17 protein-coding genes are annotated in these 14978 nt (G+C 40.2%); 3 read left to right on the forward strand and 14 right to left on the reverse strand.

Annotation, left to right across the window (positions count from 1 at the left end):
• Positions 1-119: 119 nt before the first annotated feature.
• The 6 genes from KR50_RS10895 to KR50_RS10920 all read right to left on the reverse strand — a co-directional run bounded on the left by KR50_RS10895 (position 120) and on the right by KR50_RS10920 (position 5631).
• Positions 120-1430: a pyrimidine-nucleoside phosphorylase gene (locus KR50_RS10895; protein WP_041058084.1), complete on the reverse strand. Its 1311-nt coding sequence runs from the start codon at positions 1428-1430 to the stop codon at positions 120-122.
• Positions 1431-1458: 28 nt separating this feature from the next.
• Entirely contained in the window at positions 1459-2643 is a 1185-nt protein-coding gene (gene deoB / locus KR50_RS10900) for a phosphopentomutase (protein ID WP_041058085.1), read from the reverse strand.
• 102 nt (positions 2644-2745) lie between these two features.
• A complete protein-coding gene (xerD, locus tag KR50_RS10905) occupies positions 2746-3633 on the reverse strand; it encodes a site-specific tyrosine recombinase XerD (protein WP_041058086.1) in 888 nt (295 codons plus the stop codon).
• A gap of 129 nt (positions 3634-3762) precedes the next feature.
• Positions 3763-4233 carry a ferric iron uptake transcriptional regulator gene (gene fur, locus KR50_RS10910; protein WP_041058087.1) on the reverse strand — a complete coding sequence of 157 codons (471 nt, stop codon included), beginning with the start codon at positions 4231-4233 and terminating at the stop codon, positions 3763-3765.
• Between the two features lie 113 nt (positions 4234-4346).
• A complete protein-coding gene (gene spoIIM / locus KR50_RS10915; RefSeq protein ID WP_041058088.1) occupies positions 4347-4985 on the reverse strand; it encodes a stage II sporulation protein M in 639 nt (212 codons plus the stop codon).
• Positions 4986-5067: 82 nt separating this feature from the next.
• A complete protein-coding gene (locus tag KR50_RS10920; protein WP_041058089.1) occupies positions 5068-5631 on the reverse strand; it encodes an NUDIX hydrolase in 564 nt (187 codons plus the stop codon).
• A gap of 200 nt (positions 5632-5831) precedes the next feature.
• Here KR50_RS10920 and KR50_RS10925 point away from each other — a divergent pair, with 200 nt between their 5' ends.
• Positions 5832-6758, forward strand: coding sequence for an aldo/keto reductase (locus KR50_RS10925; RefSeq protein ID WP_041058091.1), 927 nt, complete (start codon positions 5832-5834; stop codon positions 6756-6758).
• Between the two features lie 67 nt (positions 6759-6825).
• Here the strand turns inward: KR50_RS10925 and KR50_RS10930 are convergent, their stop codons facing one another.
• Genes KR50_RS10930 through KR50_RS10945 form a run of 4 tightly spaced genes read right to left on the reverse strand, consistent with a single transcriptional unit; the run spans position 6826 to position 9706 of the window.
• Positions 6826-7071: a YqkE family protein gene (locus KR50_RS10930; protein ID WP_041058093.1), complete on the reverse strand. Its 246-nt coding sequence runs from the start codon at positions 7069-7071 to the stop codon at positions 6826-6828.
• 46 nt (positions 7072-7117) lie between these two features.
• Positions 7118-7780 (reverse strand): 3-oxoacid CoA-transferase subunit B, encoded by a 663-nt coding sequence (locus tag KR50_RS10935; RefSeq protein WP_041058095.1) that lies wholly within the window; start codon positions 7778-7780, stop codon positions 7118-7120.
• Between the two features lie 34 nt (positions 7781-7814).
• Positions 7815-8504 carry a CoA transferase subunit A gene (locus KR50_RS10940; RefSeq protein ID WP_041058096.1) on the reverse strand — a complete coding sequence of 230 codons (690 nt, stop codon included), beginning with the start codon at positions 8502-8504 and terminating at the stop codon, positions 7815-7817.
• Between the two features lie 17 nt (positions 8505-8521).
• On the reverse strand, positions 8522-9706 hold the full coding sequence (locus KR50_RS10945) for an acetyl-CoA C-acetyltransferase (protein WP_041058098.1): 1185 nt from the start codon (positions 9704-9706) through the stop codon (positions 8522-8524).
• Between the two features lie 130 nt (positions 9707-9836).
• Here KR50_RS10945 and KR50_RS10950 point away from each other — a divergent pair, with 130 nt between their 5' ends.
• Positions 9837-10730: a hydroxymethylglutaryl-CoA lyase gene (locus KR50_RS10950; protein ID WP_041058100.1), complete on the forward strand. Its 894-nt coding sequence runs from the start codon at positions 9837-9839 to the stop codon at positions 10728-10730.
• 60 nt (positions 10731-10790) lie between these two features.
• Complete coding sequence (locus tag KR50_RS10955) at positions 10791-11717, forward strand: alpha/beta hydrolase (protein WP_041058102.1); 927 nt, start codon at positions 10791-10793, stop codon at positions 11715-11717.
• A 553-nt stretch (positions 11718-12270) separates the two neighbouring features.
• On the opposite strand, the gene KR50_RS10960 is transcribed toward KR50_RS10955, so the two are convergent.
• The 4 genes from KR50_RS10960 to KR50_RS10970 all read right to left on the reverse strand — a co-directional run bounded on the left by KR50_RS10960 (position 12271) and on the right by KR50_RS10970 (position 14726).
• A complete protein-coding gene (locus tag KR50_RS10960) occupies positions 12271-13272 on the reverse strand; it encodes a sodium:calcium antiporter (protein ID WP_041058104.1) in 1002 nt (333 codons plus the stop codon).
• 206 nt (positions 13273-13478) lie between these two features.
• A complete protein-coding gene (locus KR50_RS10965; protein WP_052476982.1) occupies positions 13479-13850 on the reverse strand; it encodes a hypothetical protein in 372 nt (123 codons plus the stop codon).
• Positions 13851-13956: 106 nt separating this feature from the next.
• Complete coding sequence (locus KR50_RS18285) at positions 13957-14154, reverse strand: hypothetical protein (protein WP_084215563.1); 198 nt, start codon at positions 14152-14154, stop codon at positions 13957-13959.
• Positions 14155-14297: 143 nt separating this feature from the next.
• Positions 14298-14726: a hypothetical protein gene (locus KR50_RS10970; protein WP_041058105.1), complete on the reverse strand. Its 429-nt coding sequence runs from the start codon at positions 14724-14726 to the stop codon at positions 14298-14300.
• Between the last annotated feature and the right edge of the window lie 252 nt (positions 14727-14978).

A 14978-nucleotide genomic window follows, 5' to 3' on the forward strand; every position in this document is an offset into this window, starting at 1 on the left:
TCACACCTTTCAGATTCTTTTTGTTTATTTTTTCCTTACTAGCCGTTTTTATACGTCTAGTATTAACGGAAATAAAAAAAAGCGTCCTGCTCATATGAGCAAGACACTTTTCTGTCGCATTATTCCCCTGTAATTTGACCAACAATTAAAGCTGGTACTGTTACCTTTTCTTTAGAAATCTTAATACTCTCCAAAAGCTTTTCTTTCACTTTTTCAATCTGTGACGGATCGTTTGCAAAGATTGTTACTAGCGTTTCACCCGCCTGAACCTGATCACCGACTTTTTTATTCAGCATTAATCCAACTGCAAGATCAATTTTGGAATCTTTTGTTGCTCTTCCTGCTCCAAGCCACATAGCTGCTGTACCTACGTCATCTGCAACGATTTCGTATACTGTTCCGCTCTCTTTTGATGGGAGTTCGATTTTATGTTCTGCTTGCGGCAGCTTAGATGGATCATCTACAACACTTGAATCTCCGCCTTGTCCGGCTAAGAATTCTTTAAACCGTTCCAATGCTTTACCGTTTGCTATGGCTTCTTCCAATTTCTCACGGGCCTCTTCAAGAGAGGATGCTTTTTCAGCCAGATAGACCATATAGCTGCCAAGGACTAAACATAGTTCCGTAAGATCATCAGGGCCTTCTCCCTTTAGCGTATCAATTGCTTCTTTTATTTCCAATGCGTTTCCGATTGCCATACCCAGAGGCTGACTCATATCTGAAATGACTGCCATGGTTTTTCGGCCTACATTATTCCCGATGCGAACCATCGCCTGAGCAAGCTCCCGCGCCTGTTCTTCGTCTTTCATAAATGCCCCTGCACCTGTTTTTACATCTAAAACGATTGCATCGGCTCCTGCAGCAATTTTTTTGCTCATAATTGAGGACGCGATAAGCGGGATGCTGTTTACAGTAGCTGTTACATCACGAAGTGCATATAACTTCTTATCTGCAGGAGTAAGGTTTCCGCTCTGCCCCATTACAGCTACTTTAATTTCATTTACAAGCTTCGTAAACTCTTCACTAGTCAATTCCACATTGAACCCTGGAACTGCTTCAAGCTTATCTATGGTTCCCCCTGTGTGACCAAGACCTCTTCCGCTCATTTTTGCTACAGGTACATCTACTGCTGCAACAAGTGGACCGAGAATAAGAGTAGTGGTATCTCCTACACCGCCTGTTGAATGCTTGTCTACCTTGATTCCTTCAATTGCGGACAAGTCAATTTGATCGCCTGATTCCACCATCGACATGGTCAAATCTGCCCGTTCCTGCTCTGACATTCCTTGAAAGTAAATGGCCATAAGAAGAGCACTTACCTGATAATCGGGTATCTCTCCTGTTGTATAACCATTCACTGTATATTGAATTTCTTCCGTACTTAATGACTTCCCGTCCCGTTTCTTTTCAATTAAATCAACCATTCTCATCTTCTTGTTCCCCTTTTCCTCATCCGTATTAGTTTAGCTTTCCTAAGAAACTATTGCCGTAGGCTGGTTTTTTTACATTGAAATTCTCAGCAATTGTGGCCCCAACATCTGCAAATGTATTACATATTTCAAGTTCTTTTCCCTGTTCTTTTCGAGTTGTATAAACCAGTAAAGGTACATACTCACGGGTATGATCTGTCCCTTCATGAACCGGGTCGTTCCCATGGTCGGCGGTTAAAATAAGAAGATCGTCTTCAGTCATTTTACCAAAAACCTCTGTCAGGCGTTTATCAAAGTCTTCGAGTGCTTTGCCATAGCCTTCCGGGTCGCGGCGATGTCCATATAAAGCATCAAAATCCACTAAATTTAAAAAGCTGAGACCTGTGAACTCTTTATCAAAGGTACGGATAAACTTATCCATCCCATCCATGTTATCAGTCGTTCTTATTGATTCTGTTACACCTTCACCATTAAAAATGTCCGAGATTTTTCCTATGGCAATTACATCGAGATTTTGGTCCTTTAACTCATTCATCACTGTTCTTTCAAACGGTTTTAGCGCATAATCATGACGGTTTGTTGTACGTTTAAATTCACCTGGCTGCCCTAAGAATGGGCGAGCGATAATACGTCCGACCAAAAATTTCTCATCAAGGGTAATTTCCCTTGCAATTTCACAAATTCGATAAAGTTCTTCAATCGAAATAATCTCTTCATGAGCAGCAATTTGAAGAACCGGATCTGCAGAAGTATAAACGATTAATGCACCGCTCTGCATATGCTGCTCCCCCAGTTCATCAAGAATCTCCGTGCCGCTTGCTGGTTTATTTCCAATTACTTTCCGGCCGGTTTTTTCTTCAAGCAGCTTGATGAGTTCATCAGGAAAACCATCAGGATAGACTTTAAAAGGCGTTTTAATATTTAGCCCCATTAACTCCCAATGTCCCGTCATCGTATCTTTCCCTACTGAAGCTTCTGCCATCTTGGTGAAGAACGCTAGAGGGTTGTCTGATTGCGGAATTCCTTTTATTTTCTCAATATTTGACAGCCCTAATTTTGACATATTAGGCATGTTTAATCCGTCCATATGTTCAGCAATGTGGCCTAAAGTGTTTGATCCTTCATCATTATACTCTTTCGCATCCGGAGCTTCTCCGATTCCTACTGAATCCATTACGATTAAATGAACTCGCTTATAATCATTTTTTGTCATTAGTAAATATCCTCCTTATTGATACGTTTATATTCTACCTTTAAACATGAAATTTAAACAAGGTAATCGTCTGAAGTCTGACAACTAAAAAGAGTCCGAGAATTAAGCTCTCGGATGAAATTTAGAATACACTTCTCTTATTCTCTTAGTTGAGACATGCGTATAAATTTGAGTGGTAGAAATGTCTGCGTGGCCCAGCATCTCTTGTACAGCCCTGAGATCTGCCCCATTTTCAATTAAATGTGTAGCAAATGAGTGTCTGAGAGTGTGTGGTGTTAATTCTTTTTGAATATTTGCTTTCTTAGCAAGCGCTTTTAGTATTTTCCAAAAGCCCTGCCTTGTTAATTGATTTCCTTTTTGATTGAGAAATAAAGCATTTGTTGATGAACGGACAAAATTACTCCTTGATTGTCTAATATAAACTTCCAGTACTTCGATGGCGGTTTTGCCTACTGGAATAATTCGTTCTTTATTTCCTTTCCCAATACAGCGGATAAAGCCCATGTCAAGATTAACATCCTCCAGCTGCAATCCAATCAGCTCACTCACCCGCATTCCGGTGGCATACAAAACCTCCATCATTGCCCGATCACGATAACCGCTTGCCTTTGATAAATCAGCAGCTTGCAAGAGTTGCTCCACTTCCTCAATATTCAGTACTTTTGGCAGTGTTTTTTCTGACTTAGGCGTATCAAGATGTTCTGTTGGATCCGCATCACATCTTCTGTTTCTCATTAGAAAGTGATGAAACGAACGAATAGAAGAAGTATGTCTTGCAACCGTTTTTGCAGACTTGTCCTGGGACTTTAAATGAGCAAAAAATTGAAGTATATGTACTCTTTTTACGTCACAAATGGATTGAATTTGTTCGACTTTTTCAATATATGTCAAGTAACTTTTTAGATCTCTTTCGTAAGACTGAACTGTATTTTCAGAAAGCCCCTTTTCAACTATCATAAACTGTATAAAGTCAAGAAGATGATCCTTCATTCCTGCCACCCCTGTTCATTCCGCTGCTTCTATTGTATTACGCTTTCATTTCAAAGTCATCTCTTTTACGGCTTGCCTATAAAAAAAGAAAAAATGACCATATAAAAAACCATGCTGCTATGCATGGCTTTAGCTTTTGTCAGAGGAATGATCATCGTCCAACAACCTTTGGCATCTATGGCATATCCCATGAAATGTGAGGCGGTGATCTTTTATTTTAAACTTCCAGTCTCTCTCTACTATATCTTCTACATCCTCAAGCAAGTCTTCCTGAATTTCATCAACCGAACCGCATTCAATACATATGAGATGATGATGGAAATGAGCTGCCCCTTCTTTTCTTAAATCGTAACGCGAAACGCCATCTCCAAAATTTATTTTGTCGACTACTTTTAATTCAGTAAGCAATTCAAGCGTTCGATAGACGGTAGCCAGTCCTATTTCAGGTGCTTTTTCTTTTACGAGGAGGTATACGTCTTCAGCGCTTAAGTGATCTGCCTCATTCTCAAGCAATACTCTAAGTGTTGCTTCTCGCTGAGGAGTCAATTTGTAGCTGGCTGAATGCAGTTGTTTTTTGATTCGTTCAATTCTGCTTTCCATTACTTGCCCTCCCTCGCCTTATCAACAATATTATATCAAAAGGAAAGGTTAATGCAAACAATAATCATTCCAAAAAAGAAATTGTAATTTGTCTTATTTAATAACATTTATAATTAAGCGAGCGGGTGAAACCATTTCATCCAATAAGGAGGAACAAATGCCTCTATCAGACCTCCGACTATAACAAAGACAAGTAAACAGCCAAATAAAACTGTATAGTTAATGCTTGCTGTACGAAAGGTAGGTGAAAAAGACTGCCTGGTTAATACGCGTCTCCACAGATGAAGAGTTATTTTTATTGCATGAACACAAATTATGACATATACCGGAATCAGCAGCAAGTTATGCGGAAGCACCACACCAAATGATATCCACAGCCCTTCCCAGCCAAATTCTGATATAAATAATCCTGTCGTAAATCCAAACATCATTCCTTTTAAAAATACGATCAGCCATGCAGCCGGAATGCCAATTAGCATAAACCCTGTACACCAGATAATGGATATAAGTGCTAAATCTACCAGGATGTACCCGGTGACTTGTTCATTCAAAAGTGAAAGCACCTGCAGCTTTCCTCCTGATTCAAAAGCTAGAAAGGGCTGCAGCAGCGCTTGCATCTGCTCATCCGGCAGTTTATTTACGAGAAGCGCACCAGTGACGACACCTCCGCCTAAAAGTGCCATTACAAAAATATACAGGGATGCATGCTGCTGGATATGATAGATCATGGAACGTGCGATGGATTTTTTCATGATATGCCCCCTAACAAATAAATTCTCCTCATTGTATGATGAAGAAAATGGGAACATGTATAACTTTTAACTGTTCGGTATTTTAATCTTGTTTATTTTGTTCAATCAGCTTCTGCAATCGAAGATATTGCACAGCATAAGCTGTTTTTGCATCAAAAATCCTCTGCTCCGCAACATAACGCTCCGCTTCTTCTAGCGTAATTTCTTCGAGTTCAACAAATTCATCCTCGTCAGCACCTCTTGCATTTTCTATCTTATATAGATTCTTCGCCACGAATACATGGACCAGCTCATCTGCAAACCCAGGTGATGTGTAAAACGAAATTAAATGGACGAGTTGTTCGCTGCCGTAACCTGTTTCTTCTTCTAATTCTCTTGCGGCTGTTATAATTGGTTCTTCACCCGGCTCAAGCTTGCCTGCTGGAATTTCCACTATCGACCGTTCAAGTGCTTTCCTGTACTGCTCCACCATTACCAGCTTTCCTTCATCTGTAATCGCGATGATACAGACTGCACCAGGATGTTTAATGATTTCTCTGGCAGATTGCTTGCCATTAGGCAATTCAACCTTTTCTATTTGTAAATTAATAATCTTTCCTTCATAAAGAACTTCTTTTTCAATTGTTTTTTCTTCAAACTTTTTCATTAGATCTCCTCCTATATTTGAACGTGCAGTGTTTATGAAAACACTCAAAATCATTAAAGTACAGCAAAAGTTTCTGAACTGGATGTAATTTTTCTTCCATTTTATCCTTACCCTGATCCTGCAGTATTTAAATCTTGTTTAAAAGAGCTGAAGAAGGAGTATATATACAACATACACACTAGTATGGGGAGTTGGTTTAAGTGGAAAAGCGCAAAATCGGATCATCACAGCTTGAAAGTTCTATTCTCGGACTTGGCTGCATGTCCATTGGACAAGATGAATACAAAGCTCAATCAATTATCGAAGCAGCCCTCGAAGGAGGGATTACGTATTTTGATACCGCTGATCTCTATGATTTCGGGGTAAATGAAGAAATCGTAGGCAAAACATTGAAAAACGTCCGTGACGAAATCGTGATCGCTACAAAAGTCGGCAACCATTGGAATGAGGGGCAGGAAGACTGGACCTGGGATCCCTCAAAAAAATATATTACCGAACAGGTAAAAAATAGCTTAAAGCGTCTGCAAGTGGATTATATTGACTTGTATCAACTCCACGGCGGCACTCTGGATGATCCGGTAGATGAGACGATAGAAGCATTTGAACAGCTGAAATCCGAAGGATATATTAGAGAGTATGGTATTTCTTCTATTCGTCCAAATGTGATCAAAGAATATGCTGAAAAATCTTCAATGGTCTCAAATATGATGCAGTATAGTTTACTCGACCGCCGCCCTGAGGAACAAGCTTTTCCAATTTTAAAGGAGCATTCTATTTCAGTCATCACCAGAGGCCCCCTTGCTAAAGGAATTTTAACTGAAAAAATGTTATCAAAAGCAAGCGAAAAAATAAAAGATGAAGGGTATTTACACTACACCTATGAAGCTTTGGAATATACACTTGACACACTTCATCAAAAATTTAGAGACAGCCGGTCGATGAACGAGGTTGCGTTAAAATTCAACGCAGCAAACCCAGTGGTTGGTTCCATCATTACTGGGGCAAGTTCCCCCGATCAAATTAAAGGAAATATTGATGCAATATCAGGAAGTCCTCTTACTGAAGAAGAATATGAATTGCTGAAAGAAATAACAAATAACAAAGGATATACTGAACACCGTTTATAACATCAAAAAAATTGCCCCGCCATGAAAGCTGCTAAGTAGCGTGCAGCTTTTACATGACGGGGTTTTTTTATTGCTTTTTATAGTCCTGCCAGTTCAACTGACTTTCTTCAAGCAGTTCTTCAAAAGACTTATTTTGCTCCCGTAACAACCGGGCTTTTTCCTTTTCGCGTTTTTTTTCTTTTTCCTGCACAATTTCGTCCTCCAGCAGGTTTTTTTTCGCTGCGTTTAACTTTGAAAGGACTTCCTCGTTCAAAGAATCTTTCAAGGTGGGAATGCGGTCTTCCCGCGCCTTAATTTGATTTGTTCTTTTCATCCCACTGCCCCTCCTACAAATTTGTTAAAACTGAATACAACTCATGTTAAAACGCGTCTAATTTTATTTCGCCTGAAACATCAAGACCAGGTTCAGTGGATTTTACTACATCATCAATCGTAAATCCCTTCGCAACTTCCGTCAATTTTAAGCCGTTCTCTGTTACATCCATTACCGCCCGCTCCGTAATAATACGATCTACTACGTTTTTCCCTGTCAATGGGAGAGAACATCGTTTTAAAACTTTTGGCTGCCCTTCCCGATTAACATGGTCCATGATCACGATGATTTTTCTGGCACCGTGAACAAGATCCATAGCGCCGCCCATTCCTTTAATCATCTTACCGGGAATCATCCAATTCGCCAGATCTCCGTTCTCTGAAACTTCCATGCCTCCCAAAATAGCGATGTCAACATGACCACCCCGTATCATTGCAAAAGATTCAGCACTATCAAAATAGGAGGCTCCGCTGACTGCAGTCACCGTTTCTTTTCCTGCATTTATTAAATCGGCGTCTACTTCTTCTTCAGTCGGGTAACGTCCGATGCCGAGAAGGCCATTCTCAGATTGCAGAACGACTTCTTTATCAGGCGATAAATGATTTGCAACAAGAGTAGGCATCCCTATACCTAAATTCACATAGTCCCCATCATTAATCTCCTTTTCAGCTCTTTTCGCTATGGTCTCACGGACTTTAGCTTTATCCATACACGCTGCACCCCTCTTTATCTATTGATTTTATTTAGTTAGTGACCGTTCTTCTTTCAATTTTCTTTTCCTGATTACCCTGTAACAGATATTGTATATAAATACTTGGGGTGTGCACCTCATTTGGATCAAAATCACCTTTATTCATGAGCTCTTCTACTTCTGCAACGGTTATCTTTCCAGCAGCGGCCATCATGGGATTAAAGTTTCTTGCTGTTTTCCGGTAAATTAAATTTCCCATTTTGTCGGCTTTCCACGCCCTCACAAAACTCACATCGGCTAAAAGCGCTTCTTCTAAAACGTACTCTTTACCCTTAAAGGTTCTGATCTCTTTTCCTTCTGCAACTGGTGTTCCCACCCCGGCCGGTGTATAAAATGCAGGGATACCTGCTCCGCCTGCACGAATTTTTTCAGCAAGCGTTCCCTGTGGAACCAATTCTACTTCAAGTTCACCTGAAAGAACCTGACGTTCAAATTCTTTGTTTTCGCCTACATAGGAACCGATCATTTTTTTTATTTGTTTGTTGTGCAGTAAAAGTCCAAGACCCCAGTCATCGACACCGCAATTATTGGATATAACGGTTAAATCTTTAACTCCACTGTCCCGCAGTGCTAGAATTAAATTTTCCGGAATACCGCAAAGACCGAACCCTCCCACCATTATGGTGTCACCATCTTTTACATGAAGGACGGCTTCTTGAGCGTTTTTATAGATCGTTTTCAATTTAGTTCCTCCTTTGACTATGTTCTGGTTACAACCGTAGCTACTCCCTGACCTCCGCCAATACATAATGTTGCAAGACCAGATTTAGCATCACGCTTTATCATTTCGTGTATTAAGGTGACGAATACCCTTGCCCCGCTTGCTCCAATAGGATGTCCGAGGGCTATTGCACCACCGTTAACGTTCAAAATCTCTTTATTGAACGAAAGCTCACGATCTACTGCAAGCGACTGGGCAGCAAATGCTTCATTTGCTTCAATCAGCTCAATATCGCCTATTGACAGAGAAGCTCTTTGAAGAGCCCTGTTTACTGCTTCCACAGGACCAAGCCCCATAACAGCTGGATCTACTCCTGCACTCGCATTAGATTGAATAGTGACCAGCGGAACGAGCCCTAACTGATCCGCGGTTTCTCTTGCCATTACAACAACTGCTGCAGCCCCATCGTTAATCCCGGACGCATTTCCAGCAGTTACAGTACCGTCCTTTTTAAATGCCGGCCGCAGTTTGGCCAGTGAATCTTTAGTCGTTCCTGTTCTTGGATGTTCATCCACTTTAAATACAATAGGATCGCCTTTTTTTTGAGGAATGATTACCGGCACGATCTCGCTTTCAAACCTTCCGCTCTGAATTGCCTCTTCTGCTTTTTGCTGGCTTGAAGCAGCAAATTCATCTTGCTCATCTCTGCTTAGTGAATAGCGGTCACACAAGTTCTCAGCAGTCTGGCCCATATGATAATCGTTAAAAGCACACCAAAGGCCGTCTTTGATCATGCTGTCAATTATTTTCTGGTCCCCCATTTTAAAACCCTCTCTGCCATTTTCGATCAGATAAGGCGCCCTGCTCATATTCTCCATGCCTCCTGCAACAACAACATCCGCATCACCGGAAAAAATAGCCTGAGCAGCAAGATGAACGGACTTTAAACCCGAGCCGCAGACTTTATTAATCGTCATTGCAGAGACTTGTTCCGGCAATCCGGCTTCAACTGCTGCTTGCCTCGCTGGATTTTGACCAAGCCCTGCCTGGAGAACATTTCCCATGATGACTTCATTAACTTGCTCAGGCTGTATGCCTGCTCGTTTTATCGCTTCTTTAATTACAATTGCTCCAAGTGTTACAGCGCTTACTCCCTTAAGAGATCCATTAAATGTTCCAATTGCGGTTCTGGTTGCACTGACAATAACAGCTTCTCTTGACATGCAGCACCCTCCTTAAATAGACTTCCATTATAAAGGTTTCTATGAAAACGCTTTAATTCCTTCTTTTTCGCTATAAAACTTTCTGTTACGATAAAATTAGTTTAATTAGAACAAATAGGAGGATGGGGAAATGAAGCTGCCTGATTATGTAACCATAATAGAAGTCGGTCCGCGCGACGGTCTTCAGAATGAAACGCAATTTGTACCAACCGAAAAGAAATTAGCATTTATCCGTCAATTATGGACCGCGGGTTTTAAAGAAATGGAAGTCACTTCATTCGTTTCTCCTAAGTGGGTCCCTCAAATGATGGACTCAAAAGAAGTTATGAAACAAGCAGGAAATAAAAAGGGGACAATCGTACTTGCGCCGAATAAAAAAGGGATTGATGATGCACTATCTTCCGGTGCAAAATCAATCGCCGTTTTTCTCGGAGTCAGCACGTCATTTAATAAAAAGAATATAAATAAATCAACAAGCGAGGCAATGGAGCGCCTGGTACCGGAAATAAACTCATTGAAAGCAAAAGGCATCTTTGTAAGAGCCTGTATTTCTACAGCTTTTTATTGTCCTTACGAAGGAAAAATAGATCCGCAAAGCACCTTGGATTTATGCAGACAATTTGCTGAAGCTGGAGCGGATGAACTTAGTGTCGCTGATACGATTGGCGAGGCTTCGCCTAGTGAAGCCTTTGAACTTTTCTCACTCCTCAAACAACAGCTGCCTAGTACTTTATTGACCGCTCATTTTCATGATACAAAAAAAATGGCACTTGCCAATATTTATGCATCCCTTTTAGCAGGAATTGACCGCTTTGACAGCTCGACCGGTGGCTTAGGCGGCTGCCCGTTCGCTCCCGGGGCGAGCGGAAATGTAGCTACAGAAGATGTAGTATACATGCTTCACAGAATGGGGATTCAAACGGGCGTAAATCCAGATCTGCTCATTGAAGCTATTTCAATGATAAAGCCGTATGTATCAAGACCCTTCCTTAGCGGGTATTATATTAACAGCAAAATTAAATAAGAGCCTAAGCCTGCTTAATAATCTTTATCAACAAAAGAAAATAGCATTTGAGGTGATCGGATGAAAAAGAGGATGCTGTTTATTGCCAGTGCAGTCGTCGGGGCAGCCGGTGCTTTAACTGCTGGTGTGGGTGTATATTTATCAAACCGGATCATGTACATGGCGATTAAAAAGGAGCCTGTTATTCTTGAACGGGAGATTTCAGCAAAACGCTTGATACAAAATGAATATGACGCGCTTCCAAAAGAAGAGATATGGGTCCAGTCGCCCCATGGGTATTTAATTAAAACCATCTTTGTTCATCCGCACCCTTCAAAAAGATACGTGATATTTTGCCACGGTGTTTCTGAAAACAAAGTAAACTCAATCAAATATATGAACCTTTTTTTATCTAAAGGGTTTAATGCTGTTATTTTTGACCATAGGCGTCATGGAGAGTCAGGCGGGAAAACGACAAGCTATGGATTTTATGAGAAGCTTGACCTTAAATCTGTTGTGGACACGTTGATTGAACGCGAGGGTGAAGACGTTATTTTTGGTATTCATGGAGAATCCATGGGTGCCGCCACTGCTTTACTTTATGCTGGTTCTGTTGAAGATAAAGCCGATTTCTATATTGCAGATTGCCCCTATTCTGATTTTGGAGAGCAGCTCGCCTACATGATTCACAAAGAAAAGGACTACGTCCGGTCTTCAAAGCTTGCCATCTCGCTTGCCGCTTTTTTTATAAAACTGCGTGACGGCTACAGTATTCACTCTGTTTCTCCAAAAGAGGCGACTGCACATATACAAAATCCGGTTTTGTTTATTCATAGTAAAGATGATGGATTTATCCCTTCTCAAATGACAGAACAACTATTTAAAATAAAAAAAGGCCCTAAAAAGCTTTTTATCGCTGATAAAGGCGATCATGCTCAGTCCTTTGTAGCAAATGAAGAGGAATACAGCAGATGCATTGATGAGTTTTTAAGAGAAAACAGCCTTTAATGAAAACAGCTTGTACAAAAATCAGTTAATACCAGAACGATGTATATAAATATGACCTGCAAATTGCATCGAATTTGCAGGTCATTTTTTGTTGTTTTATATGGTTTTCAGTCGGTTTTAAAAGTATTTCTATACTATAATTTGTATATGGAATTGTAAAGGAACAATAGCCATTGTGATCCTACAATTTGGTACACATTTTGTATGACAATTTGCGCTACAATTATTTGTGAAAAATTGGTGTTTTCTAAACCAATTTATTAGCATTCTTTCAACTAAAGCTCGCGTTAGCTTAACAAGAAATTACCTTACATTTTCCTTTTTAATAAAAGTCTTGGAGGTGAACGAGCTTCCTGTTCAGCTTCAAAATAAGCATTTACCCTTCAACACTGTAAACAATAGAAGGCACTCCATAGCCAACTACTTTCTTAAGAAGGATAAAACAAAAGGTAATGTGCAGGACAGCGTAGGTAACTTTAAAAACAACTCAAATCAGGAATAGATGCAAAAAGACCGGGACATTCTTCTGTCCCGGCTTTTTTAAATCAACTGCTCAGCTATTCATAAAAATCAGATAGGATGAGACGAAATAGACAACTATTGCAAGCAGTGATGGCAACATGTATTTAAAGCCGGATGCTGCTTTTTTCCTCAAAATCGCATACGTCAGAATGCCTGAAAGAATAAATATACCGATTGCGGTTGTTAAGTGAGAGCTTGAAACAGATGACATGATCGAACCCTCTCTATACATTGCATCAGCACCTGCAATGATAAAGATATTAAAAATGTTGCTTCCAAGGATTGACCCAAGGGCAAGGTTGATGTTTTTGAGACGTAAAGCCACTAATACAGACACTGCTTCAGGAAAGGAGGTAGCAGCAGCCACAAGAAAGCTTCCGATAAAGCTTGAGCCGAGTCCTGTAATCACGGCGATCTGATCGCCCATAATGGATAGCATTGTCCCTGCACCCATAATGACAATTGCTGCAATGATAAATCCGATTACAGCTTGTCTGAGAGACATCATTTTTTCTGAAGAGTCGACTTTGGCTAGCAGCGGATCCTCATGTTGTTTAAGTGTCTGTCTATTTTGGGATAAACGTCCGAGAATCAGTATTTTTGCAAGGTAAATCGCTGCAATGAGCAGTGAATCAATCCCAATTCCGAGAATGGTATAGTCAATACGTATGATTAAAGTTATCATAATCAGCAATGTCATCAGCATACCAATTCCTGCAGTGAATAAATGATCGTTACTGGCCTGTAAAAACAGCTGTTTCTTTCTAAAGTAAAGGTCAAAACAGGCAATAATAAACACGTTAAATAAAGTAGATCCAAGCAGATTCCCGATTGCGATATCGTTGTTTCCAATCCATACTGCTGAAAAACTGGTCGTTACTTCAGGTAAAGACGTTGCACCTGCAAGTAAAAGGGTGCCTACTAGCAGTCCGCCCATTCCTGTCTTTGTACTAATCACGTCTGCGTATGTAGAAAGTTTCATCGCGGCATAAATTGTAACGACTGCAGCAAGTACAAACCAGACAAACGCCATATGACATCACTTCCTTGTATATAATGATCCTCGGACACTACGCTTCTACCTGATAGCTTTCCCACATTTACAAAAGTTATGTCACTCGCATGAATACAAAAAACCTTGGTGTTTTAAACCAGGGTTCAGCTCATTAACTATTAATAAAAAGCAGATAAGACGATACGAAATAAACCACAATCGCAAGCGTAGATGCCAGCATATATTTAAGCTTTTTTCATAAATACAACCCAAATCGCAATGACAGACAGAATTGTCACGCAGATTGCAGTGGTTAGATGGGAGTCTAAGACGCTTGTAATGATTGCGCCTTCCCGGTAAATCAGATCAGACCCTTCAAGAATCAGCATGTTGAAAATGTACCTTCCGAGAATCGATCCCATTGCAAGGTTAATATTTTTCAGGCGAAGTGCAATTAGTACAGATACTGCTTCAGGCAGTGATGTGGTCGCACCAACGAGTAAGCTTCCGACAAAGCTCGAGCCAAGTCCTGTGATGACTGCGATCTGATCACCCATGATCGAAAGGACGGTACCTGCACCCATAATCACAATTGCTGCAATGATAAATCCAATCACGCATTCTTCACTGACATGGTAACTTCTGATGATGTCACCGGGTTTGCAGCAGGTGCTTCAGTGTTTTTTATAGAAAGAAAAAGCTGTTTTTACAGGCAAGCAATGATCACCTGTAAACAGCGTCAAAGCAGGCGAGTATAAACACGTTAAATAAGTTTGATCCAAGCACGTTTCCAATCGCATTATCATTATTTCCGATCAACACAGCTGAAAGACTCGTTGTCACTTCCGGAAGTGACGTTGCGCCTGCAAGCAGAAGCGTCCCGACGAGCAACTGCCCATCCGCCCATGGATGTTTTCGCACTGATCACATCAGCAAAGTTTAATGTTTTTTTTACTATGATGAAAGGACTTCCATATATTTGGAAGTCCTTTTCGTTGTTATTAGTGGCTTCTTAAACTAAAGACCCGTTAGTTTAAGTGCAAATATTTACATAATTTTATCAATTATTCTGTATGGTGCGCTTCAACTCCACTTTCTTCTACCGATTCACCTGATAAAGTCCACATACTTACTTGTTTTATTACTGTATCTTCAATTGTATATTCATACACCATTTTTGGCTCACTATTAAATATTACATGTAGATATATTATAGGTTCTATATCAGAGTCGTCTGTATCTGTAATTTCCCACGAGTCTGTTGGATATTTTTCTTCTAAATGTCCTTCTAATACTTCCATAGCTTTCTCTGTTTGTTGTTCTATAATCATTGGTCTTAACGCACCTTGAAAAATATAAGTACAAATTAAAACGGTGCCCAATACAACCCAAACAATTCTCCTAAATTTCTTGGGGATTAGAAAAGCTAATAGACTCACTGCAAAAATACATATAGTAATATAAAATAAACCAATCAAGATTGTTGGCTCCATTTATTTCCCCCTCACTGAATATTTAATAACTATATCTATAGCTATCAAGTTAAATATAAAGAATTACGGATTGCACTGGTTAAAGTTTCAAGAAACTATTCTTTTGAAGTAACCTGCTTATATAGTTTAATATCAGCAGAAGGAGCAACCACATATTTGACTCATTCACCTTGTTAAGTAAAGTTAGCAATAGGTAAGCATTTGAAGTTATCTCCAGCTTTTCCCCTGCTCCGCACCGAACGTGCTAGTTTC

It is taken from the genome of Jeotgalibacillus campisalis, from assembly GCF_000829515.1.
Taxonomy (GTDB): Bacteria; Bacillota; Bacilli; order Bacillales; family Jeotgalibacillaceae; genus Jeotgalibacillus; species Jeotgalibacillus campisalis.